At 73.8% G+C, this 19,163-nt stretch carries 17 protein-coding genes; 11 read left to right on the forward strand and 6 right to left on the reverse strand.

Annotation, left to right across the window (positions count from 1 at the left end):
• Positions 1 to 332: 332 nt before the first annotated feature.
• The 3 genes from ACH4PY_RS12725 to ACH4PY_RS12735 all read left to right on the forward strand — a co-directional run bounded on the left by ACH4PY_RS12725 (position 333) and on the right by ACH4PY_RS12735 (position 5,095).
• Positions 333 to 1,031 (forward strand): maleylpyruvate isomerase family mycothiol-dependent enzyme, encoded by a 699-nt coding sequence (locus tag ACH4PY_RS12725; protein ID WP_398179942.1) that lies wholly within the window; start codon positions 333 to 335, stop codon positions 1,029 to 1,031.
• Between the two features lie 457 nt (positions 1,032 to 1,488).
• Positions 1,489 to 4,125: a discoidin domain-containing protein gene (locus tag ACH4PY_RS12730; RefSeq protein WP_398179945.1), complete on the forward strand. Its 2,637-nt coding sequence runs from the start codon at positions 1,489 to 1,491 to the stop codon at positions 4,123 to 4,125.
• A gap of 547 nt (positions 4,126 to 4,672) precedes the next feature.
• Positions 4,673 to 5,095, forward strand: a complete 423-nt coding sequence (locus tag ACH4PY_RS12735) for a hypothetical protein (RefSeq protein WP_398179948.1) — start codon at positions 4,673 to 4,675, stop codon at positions 5,093 to 5,095.
• 93 nt (positions 5,096 to 5,188) lie between these two features.
• On the opposite strand, the gene ACH4PY_RS12740 is transcribed toward ACH4PY_RS12735, so the two are convergent.
• The 3 genes from ACH4PY_RS12740 to ACH4PY_RS12750 all read right to left on the reverse strand — a co-directional run bounded on the left by ACH4PY_RS12740 (position 5,189) and on the right by ACH4PY_RS12750 (position 7,385).
• A complete protein-coding gene (locus tag ACH4PY_RS12740; protein WP_398179951.1) occupies positions 5,189 to 5,755 on the reverse strand; it encodes a hypothetical protein in 567 nt (188 codons plus the stop codon).
• A gap of 40 nt (positions 5,756 to 5,795) precedes the next feature.
• The gene (locus tag ACH4PY_RS12745) at positions 5,796 to 6,284 is read right to left on the reverse strand and encodes a DUF5709 domain-containing protein (RefSeq protein ID WP_398179954.1); all 489 of its coding nucleotides are present in this window, start codon (positions 6,282 to 6,284) and stop codon (positions 5,796 to 5,798) included.
• A 477-nt stretch (positions 6,285 to 6,761) separates the two neighbouring features.
• Complete coding sequence (locus ACH4PY_RS12750) at positions 6,762 to 7,385, reverse strand: alpha-ketoglutarate-dependent dioxygenase AlkB (RefSeq protein WP_398179957.1); 624 nt, start codon at positions 7,383 to 7,385, stop codon at positions 6,762 to 6,764.
• Between the two features lie 159 nt (positions 7,386 to 7,544).
• Between ACH4PY_RS12750 and ACH4PY_RS12755 the strand changes: the two genes are divergently transcribed.
• Positions 7,545 to 9,086, forward strand: coding sequence for an ATP-dependent DNA ligase (locus tag ACH4PY_RS12755; RefSeq protein WP_398179960.1), 1,542 nt, complete (start codon positions 7,545 to 7,547; stop codon positions 9,084 to 9,086).
• Positions 9,087 to 9,477: 391 nt separating this feature from the next.
• On the opposite strand, the gene ACH4PY_RS12760 is transcribed toward ACH4PY_RS12755, so the two are convergent.
• Complete coding sequence (locus tag ACH4PY_RS12760; RefSeq protein ID WP_398179963.1) at positions 9,478 to 9,861, reverse strand: hypothetical protein; 384 nt, start codon at positions 9,859 to 9,861, stop codon at positions 9,478 to 9,480.
• Positions 9,862 to 9,977: 116 nt separating this feature from the next.
• On the opposite strand from ACH4PY_RS12760, the gene ACH4PY_RS12765 reads away from it, so the two are divergent.
• Positions 9,978 to 10,388 (forward strand): YchJ family protein, encoded by a 411-nt coding sequence (locus ACH4PY_RS12765; RefSeq protein ID WP_398179965.1) that lies wholly within the window; start codon positions 9,978 to 9,980, stop codon positions 10,386 to 10,388.
• Complete coding sequence (locus tag ACH4PY_RS12770) at positions 10,385 to 11,029, forward strand: hypothetical protein (RefSeq protein ID WP_398179968.1); 645 nt, start codon at positions 10,385 to 10,387, stop codon at positions 11,027 to 11,029. The genes ACH4PY_RS12765 and ACH4PY_RS12770 overlap by 4 nt, the downstream gene beginning before the upstream one ends.
• 288 nt (positions 11,030 to 11,317) lie before the next feature.
• Here the strand turns inward: ACH4PY_RS12770 and ACH4PY_RS12775 are convergent, their stop codons facing one another.
• Positions 11,318 to 12,532, reverse strand: a complete 1,215-nt coding sequence (locus ACH4PY_RS12775) for an MFS transporter (protein WP_398180828.1) — start codon at positions 12,530 to 12,532, stop codon at positions 11,318 to 11,320.
• Between the two features lie 435 nt (positions 12,533 to 12,967).
• Between ACH4PY_RS12775 and ACH4PY_RS12780 the strand changes: the two genes are divergently transcribed.
• From ACH4PY_RS12780 to ACH4PY_RS12800, 5 genes are all read left to right on the forward strand, one after another.
• The gene (locus ACH4PY_RS12780) at positions 12,968 to 13,150 is read left to right on the forward strand and encodes a hypothetical protein (RefSeq protein WP_398179971.1); all 183 of its coding nucleotides are present in this window, start codon (positions 12,968 to 12,970) and stop codon (positions 13,148 to 13,150) included.
• A 259-nt stretch (positions 13,151 to 13,409) separates the two neighbouring features.
• The gene (locus tag ACH4PY_RS12785; RefSeq protein ID WP_398179974.1) at positions 13,410 to 13,616 is read left to right on the forward strand and encodes a DUF5133 domain-containing protein; all 207 of its coding nucleotides are present in this window, start codon (positions 13,410 to 13,412) and stop codon (positions 13,614 to 13,616) included.
• Positions 13,617 to 13,769: 153 nt separating this feature from the next.
• The gene (locus ACH4PY_RS12790) at positions 13,770 to 14,186 is read left to right on the forward strand and encodes a chaplin (RefSeq protein ID WP_398179977.1); all 417 of its coding nucleotides are present in this window, start codon (positions 13,770 to 13,772) and stop codon (positions 14,184 to 14,186) included.
• Positions 14,187 to 14,340: 154 nt separating this feature from the next.
• Positions 14,341 to 15,426 carry an S-(hydroxymethyl)mycothiol dehydrogenase gene (locus ACH4PY_RS12795; protein WP_398179980.1) on the forward strand — a complete coding sequence of 362 codons (1,086 nt, stop codon included), beginning with the start codon at positions 14,341 to 14,343 and terminating at the stop codon, positions 15,424 to 15,426.
• A gap of 184 nt (positions 15,427 to 15,610) precedes the next feature.
• Complete coding sequence (locus ACH4PY_RS12800) at positions 15,611 to 17,377, forward strand: ABC transporter ATP-binding protein (protein WP_398179983.1); 1,767 nt, start codon at positions 15,611 to 15,613, stop codon at positions 17,375 to 17,377.
• 48 nt (positions 17,378 to 17,425) lie between these two features.
• Here the strand turns inward: ACH4PY_RS12800 and pgm are convergent, their stop codons facing one another.
• The gene (gene pgm / locus ACH4PY_RS12805) at positions 17,426 to 19,066 is read right to left on the reverse strand and encodes a phosphoglucomutase (alpha-D-glucose-1,6-bisphosphate-dependent) (RefSeq protein ID WP_398179986.1); all 1,641 of its coding nucleotides are present in this window, start codon (positions 19,064 to 19,066) and stop codon (positions 17,426 to 17,428) included.
• Positions 19,067 to 19,163: the final 97 nt, after the last annotated feature.

Consider the following 19,163-nt stretch of genomic DNA (forward strand, 5'->3'; position numbering starts at 1 on the left):
CGGCCCTGACCCGGCCGCACGGCTGAACCGGACCCCCTGACCCCGGTTCACCACCCGAGGCCGCCCCGGCACACCGCCGGGGCGGCCTTCGCACACCCACGGGCGCGGGCGCCGTGCCTTCGGGACGCCGCGCAGGGCGCCGGACGGCGGACCGGGCACACCGGGCGGGGCCGCGGGCGGCGGCGGCGGACGAGCGACCGTGCCGCCGGACGGCGGACCGGGCACACCGGGCGGGGCCGCGGACGGCCGCCCGGACGGGCCGCTGCGGCAGCCGGGTGGCCGGCGCCGCGTCGCAGCCGGGCGGGGCGGCGGAGCAGGCTTAGGGTCGCGCCATGGAGACCGCCGGATACCTGCCCGCGCTGCGCCGTGAGAGCGCCGCCCTGCGCGGCTGCCTGGCCGGCGGCGACCCGGCCGCGCCGGTCCCGCACTGCCCCGGCTGGACGCTGCACGACCTCGCGGGCCATGTGGGTGCCGGGCACGCCAAGGCGGTCACCGCGATCAGGGCCCGCCGCCCGGCGCACCGCTCGCCCGTACCGCCGCGCGAACCCGCGGCGCTGCTGCGCTGGTTCGACGAGCGCTGCGCGGCGCTGGGCACCGCCCTGGACGCGGATCCGGCCGGGCCCGCGTGGACCTTCCACCCGCCGCGCACGGTGGGCTTCTGGCAGCGGCGGCGCTGCCTGGAGACGCTGGTGCACCGCTGGGACGCGCAGCTCGCGGCGGGCGACACGCCCGGGCCGCTCGATCCGGAGCTGGCCGCCGACGGGGTTGCGGAGGTGCTGGACACCTTCGCGCCGCGGCAGATCGCGGTCGGCCGGGCGGCGGCTCCGCGCTGCGCGGTGGTCTTCGAGGCCACCGACACCGGCGGCTCGTGGACGTACGGGCCGGGCGCGCCCGCCGCGGCCGTCACCGGGCGGGCCGAGGACCTGCTGCTGATGCTGTGGCGGCGGCTGCCGGCCGGCGACCCGCGGCTGGTGTGGAAGGGCGACCGGGAGGCGGCGCAGGCGTCGCTGGGCGACCCGCTGGTGCCGTGACGGCGGGCCGTCGCTCCCCCCCGACTCCCGAAGGCGCGGAAGGGGACTTACCGCTTCCGCGTTCATGATCTGAAGGCGTCTCACGCTCCGGCCGCCGCCCGGCGCCTGGGCGAGCGAGGTGGGTACGGGGGACGGCGGCGCGGCGCGCCGAACACCGAGCGCGATACGCGCTGGTCAACGCGTCAAGTTCAACATCTGTCGCAAGTTACGGGCCATTTGCCGGACTTGTTGGCCCTTCACCTTTTCGCCGTAGCGGCTTTGTGCACAACTCTTGACATGGATGAAACACAGGGAGAAACATCGCCGTGTGTGTCGGGAGAGCGCTCTCATTTCCATCGGGTTTCCCCTGGGAGAGCGCTCACCGTAGCGTCCCCCGGCACCTGATGAACCGTCCGTGCGCGCACGCGTCCGGACACGCACCCTCTGCCCCCCACCTGTGGAACCAGGAGAGTTGCCCATGCTCGCTCCCCCCACCGGGACGGCCGCACTGAGATCCTCGGTGCTGTCGAACCGGCGCAAGGTGGCCGCGGCGCTGATCACGGCGCTGATCGCCTCGCTGCTGCTCTTCGTGCCCATGCGCTCGGCGCACGCGGCCGACACCCTGCTCTCGCAGGGCAAGACCGCGACCGCGTCCTCCACCGAGAACGCCGGCACCCCCGCCTCCGCGGCCGTCGACGGCAACACCGGCACCCGCTGGTCGTCCGCCGCGAGCGACCCGCAGTGGCTCCAGGTCGACCTCGGCGCCACGGACACCGTCACGTCCGTCACCCTCAACTGGGAGACGGCGTACGCCAAGGCGTTCCAGATCCAGACGTCGGCCGACGGCTCGAACTGGACGAACATCTACTCCACCACCACCGCGACCGGTGGCGTCCAGAACCTCACCGTAAACGGTTCCGGGCGCTATGTCCGGATCTACACGACGGCCCGCGCCACCCAGTACGGCGTGTCGCTGTGGGAGTTCCAGGTCTTCGGCTCCACCGGCGGCGGCTCCAACCCCGGCGCGGGCACCCTGCTGTCGCAGGGCAAGACCGCGAGCGCCTCCTCGACCGAGAACGCCGGCACCCCGGCCTCGGCCGCGGTGGACGGCAACACCGGCACCCGCTGGTCCTCCGCGGCCAGTGACCCGCAGTGGCTGCAGGTCGACCTCGGCGCCACCGCGACCCTCAGCTCCGTCACCCTCAACTGGGAGACGGCGTACGCCAAGTCCTTCAAGATCCAGACCTCGGCCGACGGCAGCAACTGGACCGACGTCTACTCCACCACCACCGGCACCGGCGGCACCCAGACGCTCAACGTCTCGGGCAGCGGCCGCTACGTGCGGATGTACGGCACGGTCCGCGCCACCGGCTACGGCTACTCGCTGTGGGAGTTCCAGGTCTACGGCACCGCGGGCGGCGGCGGCACGACCACCCCGCCCACCACGCCGCCCACCACCGACCCGGGCGGCCCGATCCAGGGCGGCGGCGACCTCGGCCCGAACGTCAAGGTCTTCGACCCGTCGACCTCGAACATCCAGGGCCAGCTGGACCAGATCTTCCAGCAGCAGGAGAGCAACCAGTTCGGCGACGCCCGCTACCAGGTGTTCTTCAAGCCCGGCACCTACAACGGCCTCAACGACCAGGTCGGCTTCTACACCTCGGTCTCGGGCCTGGGCAAGAACCCCGACGACGTCCAGATCAACGGTGACATCACCGTGGACGCCGGCTGGTTCAACGGCAACGCCACGCAGAACTTCTGGCGCTCGGTGGAGAACCTGGCCGTCAAGCCGGTCAGCGGCGACGACCGCTGGGCCGTCGCGCAGGCCGCGCCCTTCCGCCGCATCCACGTCGAGGGCGGCCTGAACCTGGCGCCCAACGGCTACGGCTGGGCGTCCGGCGGCTACATCGCCGACAGCAAGATCGACGGCACCGTCGGCCCGTACTCGCAGCAGCAGTGGTACACCCGCGACAGCTCCATCGGCGGCTGGACCAACGGCGTGTGGAACATGGTCTTCTCGGGTGTCCAGGGCGCTCCGGCGCAGGGCTTCCCGAACCCGGTCTACACGACGCTGAACACCACCCCCGAGTCGCGCGAGAAGCCGTACATGTACCTGGACGGCAACAACTACTCGGTGTTCGTGCCGAGCCTGCGCACCAACGCCAGCGGCGTGTCGTGGCCCAACACCCCGGGCACCTCGATCCCGCTGTCGCAGTTCTACGTGGCCCACCCGGGTGACACCGCGGCGCACATCAACGCGGCGCTCGCCCAGGGCCTGAACCTGCTGCTCACCCCGGGCATCTACCACGTGGACCAGCCGATCAACGTGACCCGCGCCAACACCGTCGTCCTGGGCCTGGGCTACGCCACGGTCATCCCGGACAACGGCGTCGACGCGGTCAAGGTCGCGGACGTCGACGGTGTCCGGCTGGCCGGCTTCCTGATCGACGCCGGCACCGGCAACTCCGCGCAGCTGCTCCAGGTGGGCGCTCCCGGTTCGTCCGCGAGCCACGCGTCCAACCCGACCACGATCCAGGACGTCTTCGCCCGGATCGGCGGCGCGGGCCCGGGCAAGGCGGACACCGCGTTCGAGATCAACAGCAACGACGTGATCATCGACCACACCTGGCTGTGGCGCGCCGACCACGGTGCCGGAGTCGGCTGGACCACCAACCCGGCCAACTACGGCATGAAGGTCAACGGCAACAACGTGCTGGCCACCGGTCTGTTCGTGGAGCACTTCGAGAAGTACGACGTCGAGTGGCACGGCCAGAACGGCAAGACGATCTTCTTCCAGAACGAGATCGCCTACGACCCGCCGAACCAGGCGGCGATCCAGAACGGCAGCATCCGCGGCTACGCGGCCTACAAGGTCGACGACAACGTGACCTCGCACGAGGGCTGGGGGCTCGGCAGCTACTGCAACTTCACCGCCGACCCGACGATCGTCCAGGACCACGGTTTCGAGGCCCCGAACACGCCCGGCGTGAAGTTCCACGACCTGCTGGTGGTGTCGCTCGGTGGCATGGGCCAATACGCCCACGTCATCAACAACACCGGTCCCGGCACGTCGGGCACCAGCACGGTGCCTTCGACGGTCACCTCGTACCCGTAACCGCGCGGCGGTGAGGGCCGCCACGCGGTCGTCGGTCGCGACGACCTGAAGGACCGAGGGGGCCGCCGTCCCGGGAGACCGGGGCGGCGGCCCCTGCCCTGTCCCCGGTGGGGGGCGGGGACACGGCGGCGCGGCAGTGGTTCCGTTCGCGGTGGGAGCGCTCCCAACCGCTGAGGGCGGCTCAGCCCCCGGACTTCGGTGAGTCCAAGGGGTTTACACAGGGGCGGCTCTGCTGCGGCACCGGACGTCGACTCTCGGGGCCACGGTCGTACACGGCACCGCAACACATGGAAGCCAGCTGCCCGTTCGGCGTCAAGACTCCGTCCTGGCTTCATGAAATGAACGCACGCGCGGTCAGCTGTTCTGCACCTGTCCGGCACCTGTTCTGCGAACGTCGTCGAGTCGGCGGGCGGCTGGCCGGACGGCCCGGATCGCGGCTCCTGCGGGCCATTCCCCGGCGGGAATTGTCCGGGCCGTCGGGCCGCAGCAGGCTCTCGGACGTACCCGCGCACCGCGCACCGCGACTCCCCCGTGAGGTGGCAACCCCATGCCCGACACCGCTCTCGACGCCTTCGCCGACCGCTACATCGCGGTCTGGAACGAGCCCGACCCCGGCGAGCGCCGCAAGGCCGTCGAACTCCTCTGGTCCGACGACGCCCTCCAGGTCCTCCAGCCGCCGCAGGCGATGCGGGAGGAGGCGGAGAGGATCGGCATGCGCACCGTCGTCCTGGAGGCACGCGGGCACGACGCGCTGGAGTTCCGGGTCCGCACCGCCTACGAGGAGTTCGTCGCCCCCGGCGAGGCGGACTTCCGCGTCCACGGTGACGTGCAGCGGCTGCACGACGTGGTCCGCTTCCACTGGGCCTACGTCCCGCGCGACGGCGGCGAACCGCGGGGCGGCGGCCTCCAGGTCCTGCTGCTCGCCCCGGACGGCAGGATCGCCACGGACTACCAGTTCATCGGCCTGTGACCGTACGCCACGGGCCGCCGCCCCCCGGCGCCGCGCCCGCGCGGGGGCGTCGCGGACCCGGGGGGCGGCGGCCCGTGGCGGCCGCGCCCGGTGTCAGGCGGCGAAGGCGCGGGCCAGCCGGGCGCTCTGGGTCGGCGACAGCTCGCGGTCGACCGCCGGTATGAGGTCGCGCCGCTCGTGCGCCATGTACAGGTCGAGCTCGCCGAGCACTCCGGACGCCGACACGTTGAAGGTGTCCTCCGGCTGGTCGCGCCGGAGCAGGTCGTCCAGATTCCGCTGGATGCGCTCGCCCTCCTCCCGGTCCTCCCGGACGACGTCGGCGGCCGCGTGCCGCTCGTCCAGCGCCTGCCGGGCGGTCTTCTCCGTCGCCTCGAAGTGCCGCGCCAGCGCGTTGGCCACCGGGCGCAGATCCGCCCGGGTGGGCATACGCGTGTCGTCGTGCCGGACGTGGTCCACCATCGCGTGGATCTCCCCGGCCGACTCCTGGATCCGCGCGGACAGCCCCTCGTGGTGCTCCCGGGCGGCGACCTCCGCGTCGGCGTCGGCCTTCGCGCGCTCGTCGAAGTAGGCCGCCTGGCCGCGGATGTTCGCCGGGCCGGCGATGCGGTCGTGCTCCGGGGGCGCGCCCGGGGTGTTCTCGGGCCTCATCAGTTCGCTCATCGCACTTGCTCCTTGCCTTCGCTGCAACGGGCGCCGGGGGCTACTCCTCCGGCTCGGGCCAGTCCGCGTCCGACACCGTGTGCATGGCCGCCTCCTCCGCGGACGCACCGGCGCCGTCGATGCCGACGTCCTCGCCGACCATCCCGTCCCGGCGCACGTGCACCCCCTCGTCGGGGGCGACGAGCCGCCCGGAACGCCGTTCCCCCGCCTCCACGTCGATCAGCTCGCCGTCGGAGTCCGGGGTGTCGCCCAGGCCGTCGCCGCCGGGCGGCGAGACGTCGGGGCGCTCGCGGGGCAGCCGTTCGTCCAGGTTCTCCCGGGCCTCCTGCTCGGCCGCGGTGGTGCCGTACTCGTCGACCGCGCGGGGCTTCTCCGGGGGCGAGTACCCCTCGTCGAGGACGTCGTCGGGCCCGCCGACGACCAGGGTGTCCTCCGGCTCCAGCGGCCCGGCGTCCTCCTGGACACCGCTGCCGTCCGACTGCGGCTGGTAGACGTCGTCGCCCATCGTGCCGTCGATCCGCTCGGTCATGTCGCCGCACCTGCCTCGTCCGCCGGCCTGGCCTCTTCGCGGACCGCGGCCCGCGCAACGGCGGCCGGACCTGCCGCGTGGAGCGCACGTCGCACGATTGACCACCGTCCTCCCTGCTCAGGAGCGGTACGGCCCGCGCTGCCGCCGCGCCGGTGCGGCGGCTCGGCGGGTCGTCCACCCGCACGCCTGCCCGTCCGGCCGGCGCGGAAACCGGCCGGGGCGCCGTCCGCGGTTGCTCCGGACGGCCCACCTCCATCATGCGGCGGCCCCCCGCCCGGCGCCTGCGGGCGGACCGGCGGCGGATGCCGGCGGCGCACACCGGCGGCCGTGCCGGGGCCTCCGCGCCTGCCGCGGGGCGTGTGTGGCGGCACCCGGGCCGGGGCCCGCCCGCACGCCGTCGTACGCGCCGTCACGCACGCTCTCACGGGCAGCCCGGACCCCGCCCGGACGCCGTCGCACGGGATGTCCCGCCCGGTGTCACCCCACGCCGCGTGGGCGGAACTGGACGCTGATCCGGCCGCCCACCGCCGCCCGCGTCTTGGGTATCGCGTGATCCCACGTCCGCTGGCAACTGCCGCCCATCACGATCAGATCCCCGTGCCCCAGCGGGACCTTGCGGGCCGGGGACCCGCCGCCGCGCGGACGCAGCAGCAAGGGGCGAGGCTCGCCGAGCGACAGGATCGCCACCATCGTGTCGTGCGTGGCGCCGCGCCCGAAGCGGTCGCCGTGCCAGGCGACGCTGTCCCGTCCGTCCCGGTAGTAGCACAGCCCCGCGCTGACGAAGGGCTCCCCCAGCTCGGCCGCGTAGTGCTCGCTCAGGCGCTCACGTGCCTCGGTGAGCAGCGCGTCGGGCAGCGGGGCGCCCGCGGGGTAGTGGGCGAGCAGCCGGGGCACCGCGACCACGTTGTCGTACATCTTGCGGCGCTCCTCGTGCCACGGCACACCCGCGGCCAGCTCCGCGAACAGGTCGTCGGCGCCGCTGAGCCATCCCGGCAGGACGTCGATCCACGCCCCCTGGCCGAGCGGGGTGCGGCGCAGCCCGTCGAGACCGCCCAGGACCGGGGCGCCGGTGGCGAAGAGTGATGTCTGCTGATGGATCATGCATCCACCATAACGCCGGATCGCACACCTTTTCGATTCCCCGTTCGAGTGAATCGCGCGGAGCCCGGACCGTGGCCGCCGGACGCCCACTCCCCCGAGTCCGGACCCCACCGCGCAGGAAGCCGCGCGCCCGCGCCGCGTACGGCGCACGATGGAGGCATGCTCTTCGCGGAAGTCGCCCGGGTCTCACGGGACGTCGCGGGCACGGCGTCGCGCTCGCGCAAGACCGAGCTGCTCGCGGGCTTCTTCCGGGAGGCGGAAGCGGGCGACGTACCGGTCGCCATCGCCTACCTCGCCGGCCGGCTGCCCCAGGGCAGGCTCGGCGTCGGCTGGGCCGCGCTGCGCGACCGGGCCGCACCCGCCGATGCTCCGCGGCTCATCGTCGCCGAGGTCGACGCGGCGCTCACCGCGGTCGCCGCCGTGTCGGGGCAGGGCGCCCAGGCCGGGCGGCGCGCGCTCCTCCAGGACCTCATGGGCGCGGCCACCGCCACCGAGCAGGAGTACCTGATCGGCCTGATCACCGGCGAGGTCCGGCAGGGCGCGCTGGACGCCGCGGCCGCGGAGGGCCTGGCGGCGGCGACGGGCGCGCCGCCGGCGGAGGTCCGGCGGGCGGTCATGCTCGCGGGCGCGCTCGAACCCGTCGCGCAGGCCCTGCTGGCCCGCGGCCCCGAGGCACTCGCGGACTTCCGGCTCACCGTCGGGCGCCCGCTGCTGCCGATGCTCGCCGCCTCCGCGAAGTCCGTGGCCGAGGCCGTCGGCAAGGCGGACGGACCCTGCGCGGTGGAGGAGAAACTGGACGGCATCCGCATCCAGGCGCACCGCGACGGCGACGACATACGGCTCTTCACCCGCACGCTCGACGACGTCACCGACCGGCTGCCGGAGATCGTCACCACCGTGCGCACGCTGACCGGCACGCGGTTCGTCCTCGACGGCGAGGTGCTGGCCTTCGGCCCCGACGGACGGCCGCGGCCCTTCCAGGAGACCGCCGGCCGGGTCGGATCCCGCGTCGACGTCACGGCGGCCGCGGCCACGCTGCCGGTCTCCGCCGTCTTCTTCGACGTGCTCGCCGCGGGCGACCGCGATCTGCTCGACCTGCCGTACGGGGTACGGCACACGGAGCTGGAGGCCATCGTGCCGCCGTCGATCCGGGTCCGGCGCACGGCCCTCGCCGACCCGGCGGACCCGGCGGCGGTGCGCGCCGCCGAGGACTTCATGGCGGCGACGCTGGACCGCGGCCACGAGGGCGTCGTCGTCAAGGCCGACGACGGTCTGTACGCGGCAGGGCGCCGCGGAGCCTCGTGGATCAAGGTCAAGCCCGTCCACACCCTCGACCTCGTCGTCCTCGCCGCGGAATGGGGCCACGGGCGGCGCACCGGCAAACTGTCCAACCTGCACCTCGGGGCACGGACGGACGACGGCGGCCTCGTCATGCTCGGCAAGACCTTCAAGGGCCTGACGGACGCGATGCTGGCCTGGCAGACCGAACGCCTGCTGGGGCTCGCGGTGCGCGACGACGGCCACGTGGTGACCGTGCGGCCCGAACTCGTCGTCGAGATCGCCTACGACGGGGTGCAGCGGTCGCCCCGCTACCCGGCGGGGCTCACGCTGCGGTTCGCGCGGGTGGTTCGGTACCGGGAGGACAAGCGGGCGGACGAGGCGGACACGGTGTCCGCGCTGCGCGCTGCGCACGCGGGCTGAGCGGCCGCCGGGGGCTGTTGTGAGGGTGCCGGTCCCGTCCGGCCTCGCGCTGGCGGGGTTGCCCCCGGGGGGTGCCTGGGGTCGCCGGTGGGCCTTCCGGCCGGTGGGGGCTCGGCGCGCAGTTCCCCGCGCCCCGGGATTCGCTGACGTCCGTGGCCGGCCCCCAGCCGATGGGGGCTGCCCCCGGCGCCGGGGCGGCCGGGGTCGCCGGTGGGCCTTCCGGCCGGTGGGGGCTCGGCGCGCAGTTCCCCGCGCCCCGGGAATCGCTGACGTCCGTGGCCGGCCCCCAGCCGATGGGGGCTGCCCCCGGCGCCGGGGCGGCCGGGGTCGCCGGTGGGCCTTCCGCCCGGTGGGGGCTCGGCGCGCAGTTCCCCGCGCCCCTGAGAGGGGGTCAGCGGGAGGTCAGGCGGAAGGCGGCTTCTTCTTCCTGGTCGCCGGAGGCCGTGCCGGTCACCTTGACCGTGAAGGACTCCGCCAGGGCCTCGCGGAGGCGGTCGACGGCGTGGTAGCCGCCCTGGGCGGTGAGTTTCACCGGGGATGTCAGGGGGGCCGGGCCGCCGGGGAGGGCGAGGGTGCGGGAGACGTCGAAGGTCGCCGACCAGACGATCGGGGTGCCTTCGGCGGGCTCCGCCGGTTCGTCGTCGGGCCCGCGGTCGCCCGCGAAACTGGTGTGCAGCGCGTCGAGGACCGTCTTCGCGTCCTCCTTCGCGCAGCCGTCGATGATGACGGTGACCTGCGCCGTCGGCTCTGCGGACTGTTCAGGTGCCGTACTCACGGGATGTCCTTCCGTCGCATGGGGGTACCGCTGCCCCGCTCAGCGCATTTCCGCTGCTACGCGGACGAAACACCGGGTCACCCGAACAGCGGGGCGCGCGTCCGCGACAATGGGGCATGCCGTCTCGCGCCGCCCGCACCCCGCTCCCCTGCCCCTGCGGCCTGCCCGCCGCCTACGCCGACTGCTGCGGCGCCCTGCACCAGGGCCGCTCCTCCGCCGTCACCGCCGAGCAGCTCATGAGGTCGCGCTACGCCGCCTTCGCCGTGGGCGACACCGGCTACCTGCTGCGCAGCTGGCACTCGACGACCAGGCCGCGCGAACTGGACCTCGACCGGGACGTGCGGTGGACCGGCCTCGACATCCTCGGCGGCACCGGCGGCAGCGCCTTCCACACCGAGGGCACCGTCGAGTTCCGCGCGCACTTCCGGCACCGGGGCGAGGAGGGGGCGCAGCACGAGGACAGCCGCTTCGCCCGCGAGGACGGGCTGTGGGTGTACGTCGGCGAGGCCGGGCGGCCCGGCCGGTGACCGCGGCACGGGGGAACGGGCTCGACCCCGCGGTACGCGCCGCGCTCGCCGAGGAGCTGCTGGCCGCGCTGCCCGCCGCCTGCCCCGGCTCCACCGCGGAGCTGCGCGGATCGCTCGCCGCGGGGACGGCCGACGCGTACAGCGACATCGACATCGCCTGGCGGACACCGGCCGCGGACTTCGCACGGAGCGTGGAGGGGGCCCGGCGCACACTCGGCCGGGTCGGGCCGCTGCTGTCGCTGCGCTGCGACCCGGATTCCGCGGCGGAGCCCGGGCAGCGGCTGCTCTTCGCGGCCTTCCGCGGCCTGCCGCTCTTCTGGCGGCTCGACCTCGTCGTCTCGGCGGACGTGCCCGAGGCGGCCACGGTGCCGCAGGGCGAGGTGGCCGACCCCTGGTCGCCCGCGGCGAGCGCGCTCGCCAACGCGGTGGGCGCGATCAAGGCGTTGCGCCGGGACCGGCCGGACGACGCGCGGGGGCTCATCGACCGGGGCCTGCGCCGGGTCGGCGTGCGCATCGCCCTCACGGGCGTGTGGCGGACGGATGTCGCGCGGCTCGTCGCCGCGTCCGTCGCCGCGGATCCGGCGCAGCAGCGGCTCGCCTCCGCGGTGGAGGCTCTCGCCTCCGAACTCCTCCCGCGCTGAGCCTCTGCGCTTCCCCTGCTCACGGGGGTGAGCGTCCTCCGACCCTGCCCGTCCCCCGCCGGGCACGCGCCCTGGGCGCCGCCCAGGCGGAGCTGTGGGGGAGAACGGAGCGCTCGGCCCCCACCGGGGCGCGGGGCGTCACCGGCCCGGAGGGGCCGTTGCTGTGGTTTCCGGACCACCGGCCGGTGGTGGGTTGCGCGCGCGGTTCCCCGCGCCCCTGGTGCTTGCCCGGCGCGGCAGCGCGAAACGCGCCGCCCCGCGCAGCGGGAAGCGCTTCAGACCGACGGCTCAGGCCGTCGGGCGACCCGCGTCGTAGGAGAGGAAGCCGCGCTGGAACAGCCCCACGCAGGTGATCGCGGCGATGCAGGCGAGGCCGCCGCCGACGATGGCGGCGGTGGGGGTGAAGAGGTCCGCGGCGGAGCCGGCGAGGAAGTCGCCGAGGCGGGGGCCGCCGACCACGACGACGAGGAAGACGCCCTGGAGGCGTCCGCGCATGTCGTCGGGCGCGGCGGACTGGAGCATGGTGTTGCGGAAGACCATGCTCACGGTGTCGGCGCACCCGGCGAGGGCGAGGAAGAGCAGGCCCAGCAGCAGGTTGCGGGTCAGTCCGAAGACGGCGACCGCGGCGCCCCAGGACGCGACGGCGAGCAGGACGGCGAAGCCCTGGCGGCGGACGCGGCCGAGCCAGCCGGAGAAGACGCTGCCGAGCAGGGCGCCGACCGCGGGTGCGGCGGCGAGCAGGCCGACGGTGCGGGTGTCGCCGCCGTACCAGAGGCCGGCGATGGCGGGGAAGAGGACGCGGGGCTGGGCGAGCACCATGGCGGCGAGGTCGGTGACGAAGGTGGTCCGCAGGTTGGGGCGGGCGGCGAGGTAGCGCAGGCCTTCGACGACGGAGGGGCGGCGGCGTTCGCCGGGTTCGCCCTCGCCGGGGAGCATCGCCGGCAGCCGCCACATCGCGTACAGGGAGGCGGTGAAGGCGGCGGCGTCGATGAGGTAGGCGGCCTGGTAGCCCCACAGGCCGACGAAGACGCCGCCGAGCATGGGCCCGGCCATCTGCCCGACGCCGCCGGACAGCGAGGCGAGGGCGTTGGCGGCGGGCAGCTGCTCGGGCGTGAGCAGCCGGGGGATCATGGAGGAGCGGGCCGGCGAGTTCATGGCGAAGCACACCGCCTGGAGGGCGACGATCGCGTAGAGCAGGCCGACGACCCGCAGGTGGGCGAGGGCGGTGACGGCGAGCGCGACGGACAGCAGGGTGGAGCCGCTCGCGGTGACGAGCCCGAGCCGGCGGCGGTCGACGGCGTCGGCGACGGCGCCGCCGTAGAGGCCGAAGACGATCAGCGGGCCGAGCGAGCACAGTCCGACGAGGCCGACGTAGAAGCTGGAGCCGGTGATCGCGTAGACCTGGAGGGCGACGGCCATGGCCGTCATCTGCTGGCCTATGTAGGACACCGCGTTGCCGAACCAGAGCCGCCGGAAGTCGGGGCTGTCCCGCAGTGGCCCGATGTCGGCGAGAAGTCGCCGGCGGCCGTCGCCGGGGGCGCCGGGGGCCGCCCCTGACCCGGATGGCGCAGTCCGGTTTCTGCTGTCTTTCTTACTCTTGAGCACGGCAAACGGTAGCAACGCAGCCCAGCGCTGCCGCGGCCGGGGCGTTCCGGGGCAGCCGAACCCGGGGTTGCCGGAATCCGAATCTGGGGAAAAACCGGCTGGTGACCATCGCACTGGCCGGAATACGCTGTGCGGGACGAAAAGGCCCGGAGGGGATGTACCGGCCCCTTGAGCCCGTCCCGGAACGAGTCGCCACCTCGGCCCCCTTCCGGCTATCGCAACAGGCGCCACCGCGTCCGTACCGCCCGAAGTCAGAAATCCCGCCGGGCGCCCGACGCTGGGAAACGACCGCGCCAGGGCGACCCCGGTCGACGCGACGCTAAGGAGAACGCGGTGTCTGGAGATCAGCTCACGCAGGACGAACCGGCAACCGAACGCGGCTACGGCGGCGAACGGCGCATCGTCCGGCTCGGCGAGGAGGGACCGCTGAAGACGTGGTCCCGGTGTGCCCCGATCCGTCTCGCCGGATACGAGGACGACCCGTCCGAGACGCACATCCTGCGCAGTATCGACTAGTCGACACATCCCCTTTCTGCACCTCGCGCCTTTCCCGCACTCTTCTCGCCGGACCGGCGAACAGCGCCAGGCTCCCGGGCCGGGCGGGGACGTTCACCCAGGTCCCCGCCCGGCCCGCAGTCGTGACACCCGAGCACGGCGCGCCGGTCGGGAGCCGCGCCGCGGTGAGACGTGCGCGACATTCCCTGTGCGTCGCGCATGTGCCAGCGGGGAGCGGGCATACGCCGGTCGACTGCACCGATCTTCGAGGAGTACGACGATGCTGATGGCCCACCCGACCGTCCTGCGGAACCTGGTGGAACGCTACGAGCTGCTCGCCTCGGTCACCGACGCCACGGATCCGCGCATCGCCGGGCAACTGCGGGACACCGCCTACACGTTGTGCGTGTCGACGGGCACCCGGGACGTCACCGACGCACTGTCGGCGGCGCGTGCCCATATCGCGGCGGAGGGCGCGGCCGCCTGATCGCGCACAATTTTCCGAGCAGTTCGCATGACCATGTGAAGAAACACGTTGGGATGAAATCCCCCGGCGGCATGACCCGTTCGGCCCTCCGACGGCGTTGTCACGAACAGCGGGCGCACGGCCCGTGACGATGCCCGGAAGGCAGGAATCGAAGTGAACGGACTCGCCCGGAAGGGCCTTGTCTCCGCAGTGGTCGTCGGCGGCGTGCTGGCCTCCGCGGGGTACGCGCAGGCGGATTCGGCCGCCTCCGGTGACGCCACCGGCTCGCCGGGGATCCTGTCGGGCAATTCCGTGCAGGTGTCCGTGCACGTGCCGGTGAACGCGTGCGGGAACAGCGTCGGTGTGGCCGGGCTGCTCAATCCGTCGTTCGGCAACGACTGCGCGAACACCGCGGCGGCGCCGCCCGTCCACACCCCCGTCCCGGCGCCGCCCGCCGCGCCCGCTCCCCCGGCGCCCGCGCTGGCGCACACCGGAGCGGGCGGCGCGTCCGCGATGGCGGCGGGCGGAGCACTGCTGCTGCTCGGCGGAACGATCCTCTACCGCCGGACCAGGCCCGCCGCGCGCCGCTGACCGCGCGCGCCCGCGCCCGGCCGCGGCACCACCCGGTCGGCCGCTGCCGCGTACTGCCCCCGGCGGCCCGCGGGCGCCTAGGGTCGGCAGCGGCACGGCAAAGGGTGACAGCAGCGTGACGGGCGCCGGACGACGGCGCAGGAGGGCGGCAGGCATGGCACAGGAAGTCCGCGGGGTGATCGCGCCGGGCAGGGGCGAGCGGGTGCGCGTCGAGACGGTGACGGTGCCCGATCCGGGGCCCGGCGAGGCGGTGGTGCGGGTGCAGGCGTGCGGGGTGTGCCACACCGACCTGCACTACAAGGAGGGCGGCATCGGGGACGACTTCCCCTACCTGCTCGGGCACGAGGCGGCCGGTGTCGTCGAGGAGACGGGGCCGGGCGTCACCGAGGTGCGGCCGGGCGACTTCGTGGTCCTCAACTGGCGCGCGGTGTGCGGCCGCTGCCGGGCCTGTCTGCGCGGCAGGCCCTGGTACTGCTTCGACACCCACAACGCGCGGCAGAAGATGACGCTGGCCGACGGCACCGAACTCTCCCCCGCTCTGGGCATCGGCGCCTTCGCCGAGAAGACCCTGGTCGCCGCGGGGCAGTGCACCAAGGTCGATCCGTCGGTGTCGCCGTCGGTCGCCGGGCTGCTCGGCTGCGGGGTGATGGCCGGGATCGGCGCCGCGATCAACACCGGGGCGGTCGGCCGCGGCGACTCCGTCGCGGTGATCGGCTGCGGCGGGGTCGGGAACGCGGCCGTCGCCGGGGCGCGGCTGGCCGGGGCCGCGCGGATCATCGCGGTGGACGTGGACGACCGCAAGCTCGCGACCGCCTCCGCGCTCGGTGCCACCCACACCGTCAACGCGCGGGCGGGCGATCCGGTGGCCGCGATCCGCGAGCTGACCGGCGGTTTCGGCGCGGACGTGGTGATCGAGGCGGTGGGCCGCCCGGAGACGTACCAGCAGGCCTTCTACGCCCGGGACCTGGCCGGCACGGTGGTGCTGGTCGGGGTGCCCACGCCCGAGATGACGCTGGAACTCCCGCTGCTGGACGTCTTCGGCCGCGGCGGGGCGCTGAAGTCCTCGTGGTACGGCGACTGCCTGCCCTCGCGCGACTTCCCGATGCTCATCGACCTGCATCTGCAGGGGCGGCTGGACCTGGGCGCGTTCGTGAGCGAGACCGTCGCGCTGGACGAGGTCGAGGACGCCTTCGCCCGGATGCAGGCCGGGGACGTGCTGCGGTCCGTCGTGGTGATGTGACGCCCCGCGCGACCGTGCGGTGAGCGGCGCGACCGCGCCCGGCGGAAAACGCCAGGGCGCGGCAGCCCGGACACGCCCTAGGGTGGTTGCGCGCGCAATCGACTACGGGCAGCACCTCAGCGTTGAGGTGCTGCTCGGCGCGCCCGCACGCACCACCGCGAAGACGTGATTCGAGGAGCCTGCAATGGCGTTGCCGCAAGGCACGCTCAGCCACCGCTACCGTGGCGAGCACCCCGTACGAACCCTCCTCTACCTCTTCCATCCCGACCGGCGGCGGGTCGCCCTGGCCGTCGCCGCCTTCTTCGGCAAGCACACACCGGTGTGGCTGCTGCCGCTGATCACCGCCAATGTCGTGGACGTCGTCGTCCAGCACCGGCCGATCCACATCCTGTGGTGGAACTCGGCGGTCCTGCTGGTGATCCTCGTGCTCAACCTGCCGCTGCACCTGACGTACGTGCGCTGCATGCAGGGCTCCATACGCCGCACCGGCACCCGGCTGCGCAGCGCGCTATGCCACCGGATGCAGCAGCTGTCGATCGGCTACCACTCCCGGGTGAGCGCCGGTGTGCTCCAGGCCAAGGTGATCCGGGACGTCGAGACGATCGAGACCGCGGCGCAGCAGACCGCCGACAACGGGCTGGCGGCGCTGGCCACGCTGAGCGGCGGTCTGGTGGTCATCGGCATCCAGGCGCCCGCCTTCCTGCCGGTGTACCTGGTCGTGGTGCCGGCCTCGGCGGTGCTCGTGGTCAAGCTGCGGCGGCGGCTGCGGCACCGCAACGAGTCCTTCCGGCAGCAGGTGGAGCAGCTGTCGTCGCGGGTCAACGAGATGACGGCGCTGATCCCGATCACCCGGGCGCACGGTCTGGAGAACACCGCGCTGCACCGCGTGGACCGCACGCTCGGCGAGGTACTGCACGCGGGGCTGCGGCTGGACCGGCTGAACGGCTGGTTCGGCTCGATCGCCTGGATCCTGCTCAACGCGATCGGCGTGGCGTGCCTGGCGGGCTCGGCGCTGGTGGCGTACTACGGCTGGCTGAGCGTCACACCGGGCACCGTGGTGATGCTGAGCGCGTACTTCTCCAGCCTCACCGGTTCGGTCACCACGCTGCTGACGCTGACTCCGCAGATCGGCAAGGGACTGGAGTCGGTGCGGTCGATCGGCGAGGTGCTCCAGGCGCCTGACCTGGAGCAGAACGACGGCAAGGCGACGGTCCAGGGCGTCACCGGCCGGTTCGAGTTCCGCGGTGTCGGCCACACCTACCCAGAGGCGGACCGCCCGTCGGTGACGGGCTTCGACCTGGACGTGCGGGCCGGTGAGACGATCGCGCTGGTCGGCGGGTCGGGCGCGGGCAAGTCGACGGTGCTCAACCTGGTCATCGGCTTCCTGCGGCCGAGCGAGGGCAGCATCCTGCTGGACGGTGTCGACATGGAGACACTGGATCTGCGCGACTACCGCAACTGGCTGTCGGTGGTGCCGCAGGAGTCGATCCTGTTCGAGGGCAGCATCCGGGAGAACGTCACCTACGGCATGGACGGGGTGCCGGAGGAGCGGGTGCGGGCCGCGCTGCGGGACGCCAACGCGCTGGAGTTCATCGACCGGCTGCCGCACGGCCTGGACACGGTCGTCGGCGAGCGCGGCGCCCGGATGTCCGGCGGGCAGAAGCAGCGGCTGGCCATCGCCCGCGCGCTGATCCGCGACCCGCGGGTGCTGGTCCTGGACGAGGCGACCTCGGCGCTGGACTCGCGCTCCGAGGCGCTGGTGCAGCAGGCGCTCACCCGGCTGGTGCGCGGCCGTACGGTCTTCGTGGTGGCGCACCGGCTGTCGACGATCCGGAACGCCGACCGGATCGTGGTGATGGACGAGGGCCGTGTCGCGGAGGTCGGCTCGCACGCCGAGCTGCTGCGCAGCGGCGGCGCGTACGCGGGGCTGCAGGCCGCGCAGCTCGCGTGAGCGCCGGGGCGGGGGCCCGTACGCCGGGTCCCCGCCCCGCTCGCGGGGTCAGCCGCCGAGGACGGAGTCGACGAGCGACTTCGCCTCCTGCTGCACCTCGGCGAGGTGGTCGGCGCCGAGGAAGGACTCGGCGTAGATCTTGTAGACGTCCTCGGTGCCGGACGGGCGGGCGGCGAACCAGGCGCTGTCGGTGCAGACCTTGATGCCGCCGAGCGGCGCGCCGTTGCCGGGCGCCTCGTTGAGCACCGCGGTGACCGGCTCCCCGGCCAGTTCCTTGGCCGGGACCTGACCGGGCGACAGCTTGCCGAGGACGGCCTTCTGCTCACGGTCGGCGGGGGCGTCGATCCGGGCGTAGGCGGGGGTGCCGAAGCGCTCGGTGAGCGCGGTGTAGTGCTCGGAGGGCGTTTTGCCGGTGACGGCGGTGATCTCGGCGGCGAGCAGCGCCAGCAGGATGCCGTCCTTGTCGGTGGTCCACACCGAGCCGTCGCGGCGCAGGAAGGACGCGCCCGCCGACTCCTCGCCGCCGAAGGCGAGCGTGCCGCCGTGCAGGCCGTCGACGAACCACTTGAAGCCGACCGGCACCTCGGTGAGCGGCCGGCCGAGGTCGGCGACGACCTTGTCGATCATCGAGGACGACACCAGGGTCTTGCCGATCGCCAGTTCCGGTCCCCACTGCTCGCGGTGCCCGGACAGGTAGGAGATCGCGACGGCCAGGTAGTGGTTGGGGTTCATCAGCCCGCCGTCGGGCGTGACGATGCCGTGCCGGTCGGCGTCGGCGTCGTTGCCGGTGGCGACGGCGTAGTCGTCCTTGCGGTCGATGAGCGAGGCCATCGCGTAGGGCGAGGAGCAGTCCATGCGGATCTTGCCGTCCCAGTCCAGCGTCATGAAGCGCCAGGTGGGGTCGGTCGTGGGGTTGACGACCGTCAGGTCCAGGCCGTGCCACTCGGCGATGCGGCCCCAGTAGTCGACGGAGGCGCCGCCCAGCGGGTCGGCGCCGATCGTGACGCCGGCCCGGCGCACCGCGACGAGGTCGAGCACCGAGGGCAGGTCGTCCACGTAGCGGCCGAGGAAGTCGTAGCGGCCGGTGGTCTCGGCGGCCAGCGCCCGCGCGTAGCCGACGCGGTGGACGCCCCTGAGGCCGTCGGTGATGAGCTGGTTGGCGCGGTCCTGGATCCAGGAGGTGGCGTCGGAGGCGGCGGGGCCGCCGTTCGGCGGGTTGTACTTGAAGCCGCCGTCGGAGGGCGGGTTGTGCGACGGGGTGACGACGACACCGTCCGCGAGGCCCGAGGTGCGGCCGTTGTTGTACGTGAGGATGGCGTGCGAGACGGCGGGGGTGGGCGTGAAGCCGCTGTTCTCGTCGAGCAGCACCGTCACCCCGTTGGCGGCGAAGACCTCCAGCGCCGTCACCCGGGCGGGCTCGGACAGGGCGTGGCTGTCCACGCCGAGGAAGAGCGGCCCGTCGGTGCCCTGCCGGCCGCGGTAGTCGCAGATGGCCTGGCTGGTGGCGGCGATGTGGTCCTCGTTGAAGGCCGTCGCCAGTGACGAGCCGCGGTGCCCCGAGGTCCCGAACACCACCCGCTGCACGGGCTCGGCAGGGTCGGGCCGCAGCGCGTAGTACGCCGTGACCAGGCGGGGCACGTCCACCAGATCCTCGGTACGGGCGGGCTTCCCGGCACGCTGGTGCGCCATTCACGTCTCCTCGGCTGCTCGGTCGCGTCGGTCGGTCCGGGCCCGGTGTGTGCGGCGGGCCCGCCGACCATTGTCATCCCTGCCCCGCGGCCACCCG

This window comes from Streptomyces sp. NPDC021224 (assembly GCF_044332905.1).
In the GTDB taxonomy this organism is placed as follows: Bacteria; Actinomycetota; Actinomycetes; order Streptomycetales; family Streptomycetaceae; genus Actinacidiphila.

What these genes read in the sequence shown, in the direction of transcription:
- ACH4PY_RS12725 (WP_398179942.1), top strand. Translation starts at nt 333, where the DNA reads ATGGAGACCGCCGGATACCTGCCCGCGCTGCGCCGTGAGAGCGCCGCC.
- ACH4PY_RS12730 (WP_398179945.1), top strand. Translation starts at nt 1,489, where the DNA reads ATGCTCGCTCCCCCCACCGGGACGGCCGCACTGAGATCCTCGGTGCTG.
- ACH4PY_RS12735 (WP_398179948.1), top strand. Translation starts at nt 4,673, where the DNA reads ATGCCCGACACCGCTCTCGACGCCTTCGCCGACCGCTACATCGCGGTC.
- ACH4PY_RS12740 (WP_398179951.1), bottom strand. Translation starts at nt 5,755, where the DNA reads ATGAGCGAACTGATGAGGCCCGAGAACACCCCGGGCGCGCCCCCGGAG.
- ACH4PY_RS12745 (WP_398179954.1), bottom strand. Translation starts at nt 6,284, where the DNA reads ATGACCGAGCGGATCGACGGCACGATGGGCGACGACGTCTACCAGCCG.
- ACH4PY_RS12750 (WP_398179957.1), bottom strand. Translation starts at nt 7,385, where the DNA reads ATGATCCATCAGCAGACATCACTCTTCGCCACCGGCGCCCCGGTCCTG.
- ACH4PY_RS12755 (WP_398179960.1), top strand. Translation starts at nt 7,545, where the DNA reads ATGCTCTTCGCGGAAGTCGCCCGGGTCTCACGGGACGTCGCGGGCACG.
- ACH4PY_RS12765 (WP_398179965.1), top strand. Translation starts at nt 9,978, where the DNA reads ATGCCGTCTCGCGCCGCCCGCACCCCGCTCCCCTGCCCCTGCGGCCTG.
- ACH4PY_RS12785 (WP_398179974.1), top strand. Translation starts at nt 13,410, where the DNA reads ATGCTGATGGCCCACCCGACCGTCCTGCGGAACCTGGTGGAACGCTAC.
- ACH4PY_RS12795 (WP_398179980.1), top strand. Translation starts at nt 14,341, where the DNA reads ATGGCACAGGAAGTCCGCGGGGTGATCGCGCCGGGCAGGGGCGAGCGG.
- ACH4PY_RS12800 (WP_398179983.1), top strand. Translation starts at nt 15,611, where the DNA reads ATGGCGTTGCCGCAAGGCACGCTCAGCCACCGCTACCGTGGCGAGCAC.
- pgm (WP_398179986.1), bottom strand. Translation starts at nt 19,066, where the DNA reads ATGGCGCACCAGCGTGCCGGGAAGCCCGCCCGTACCGAGGATCTGGTG.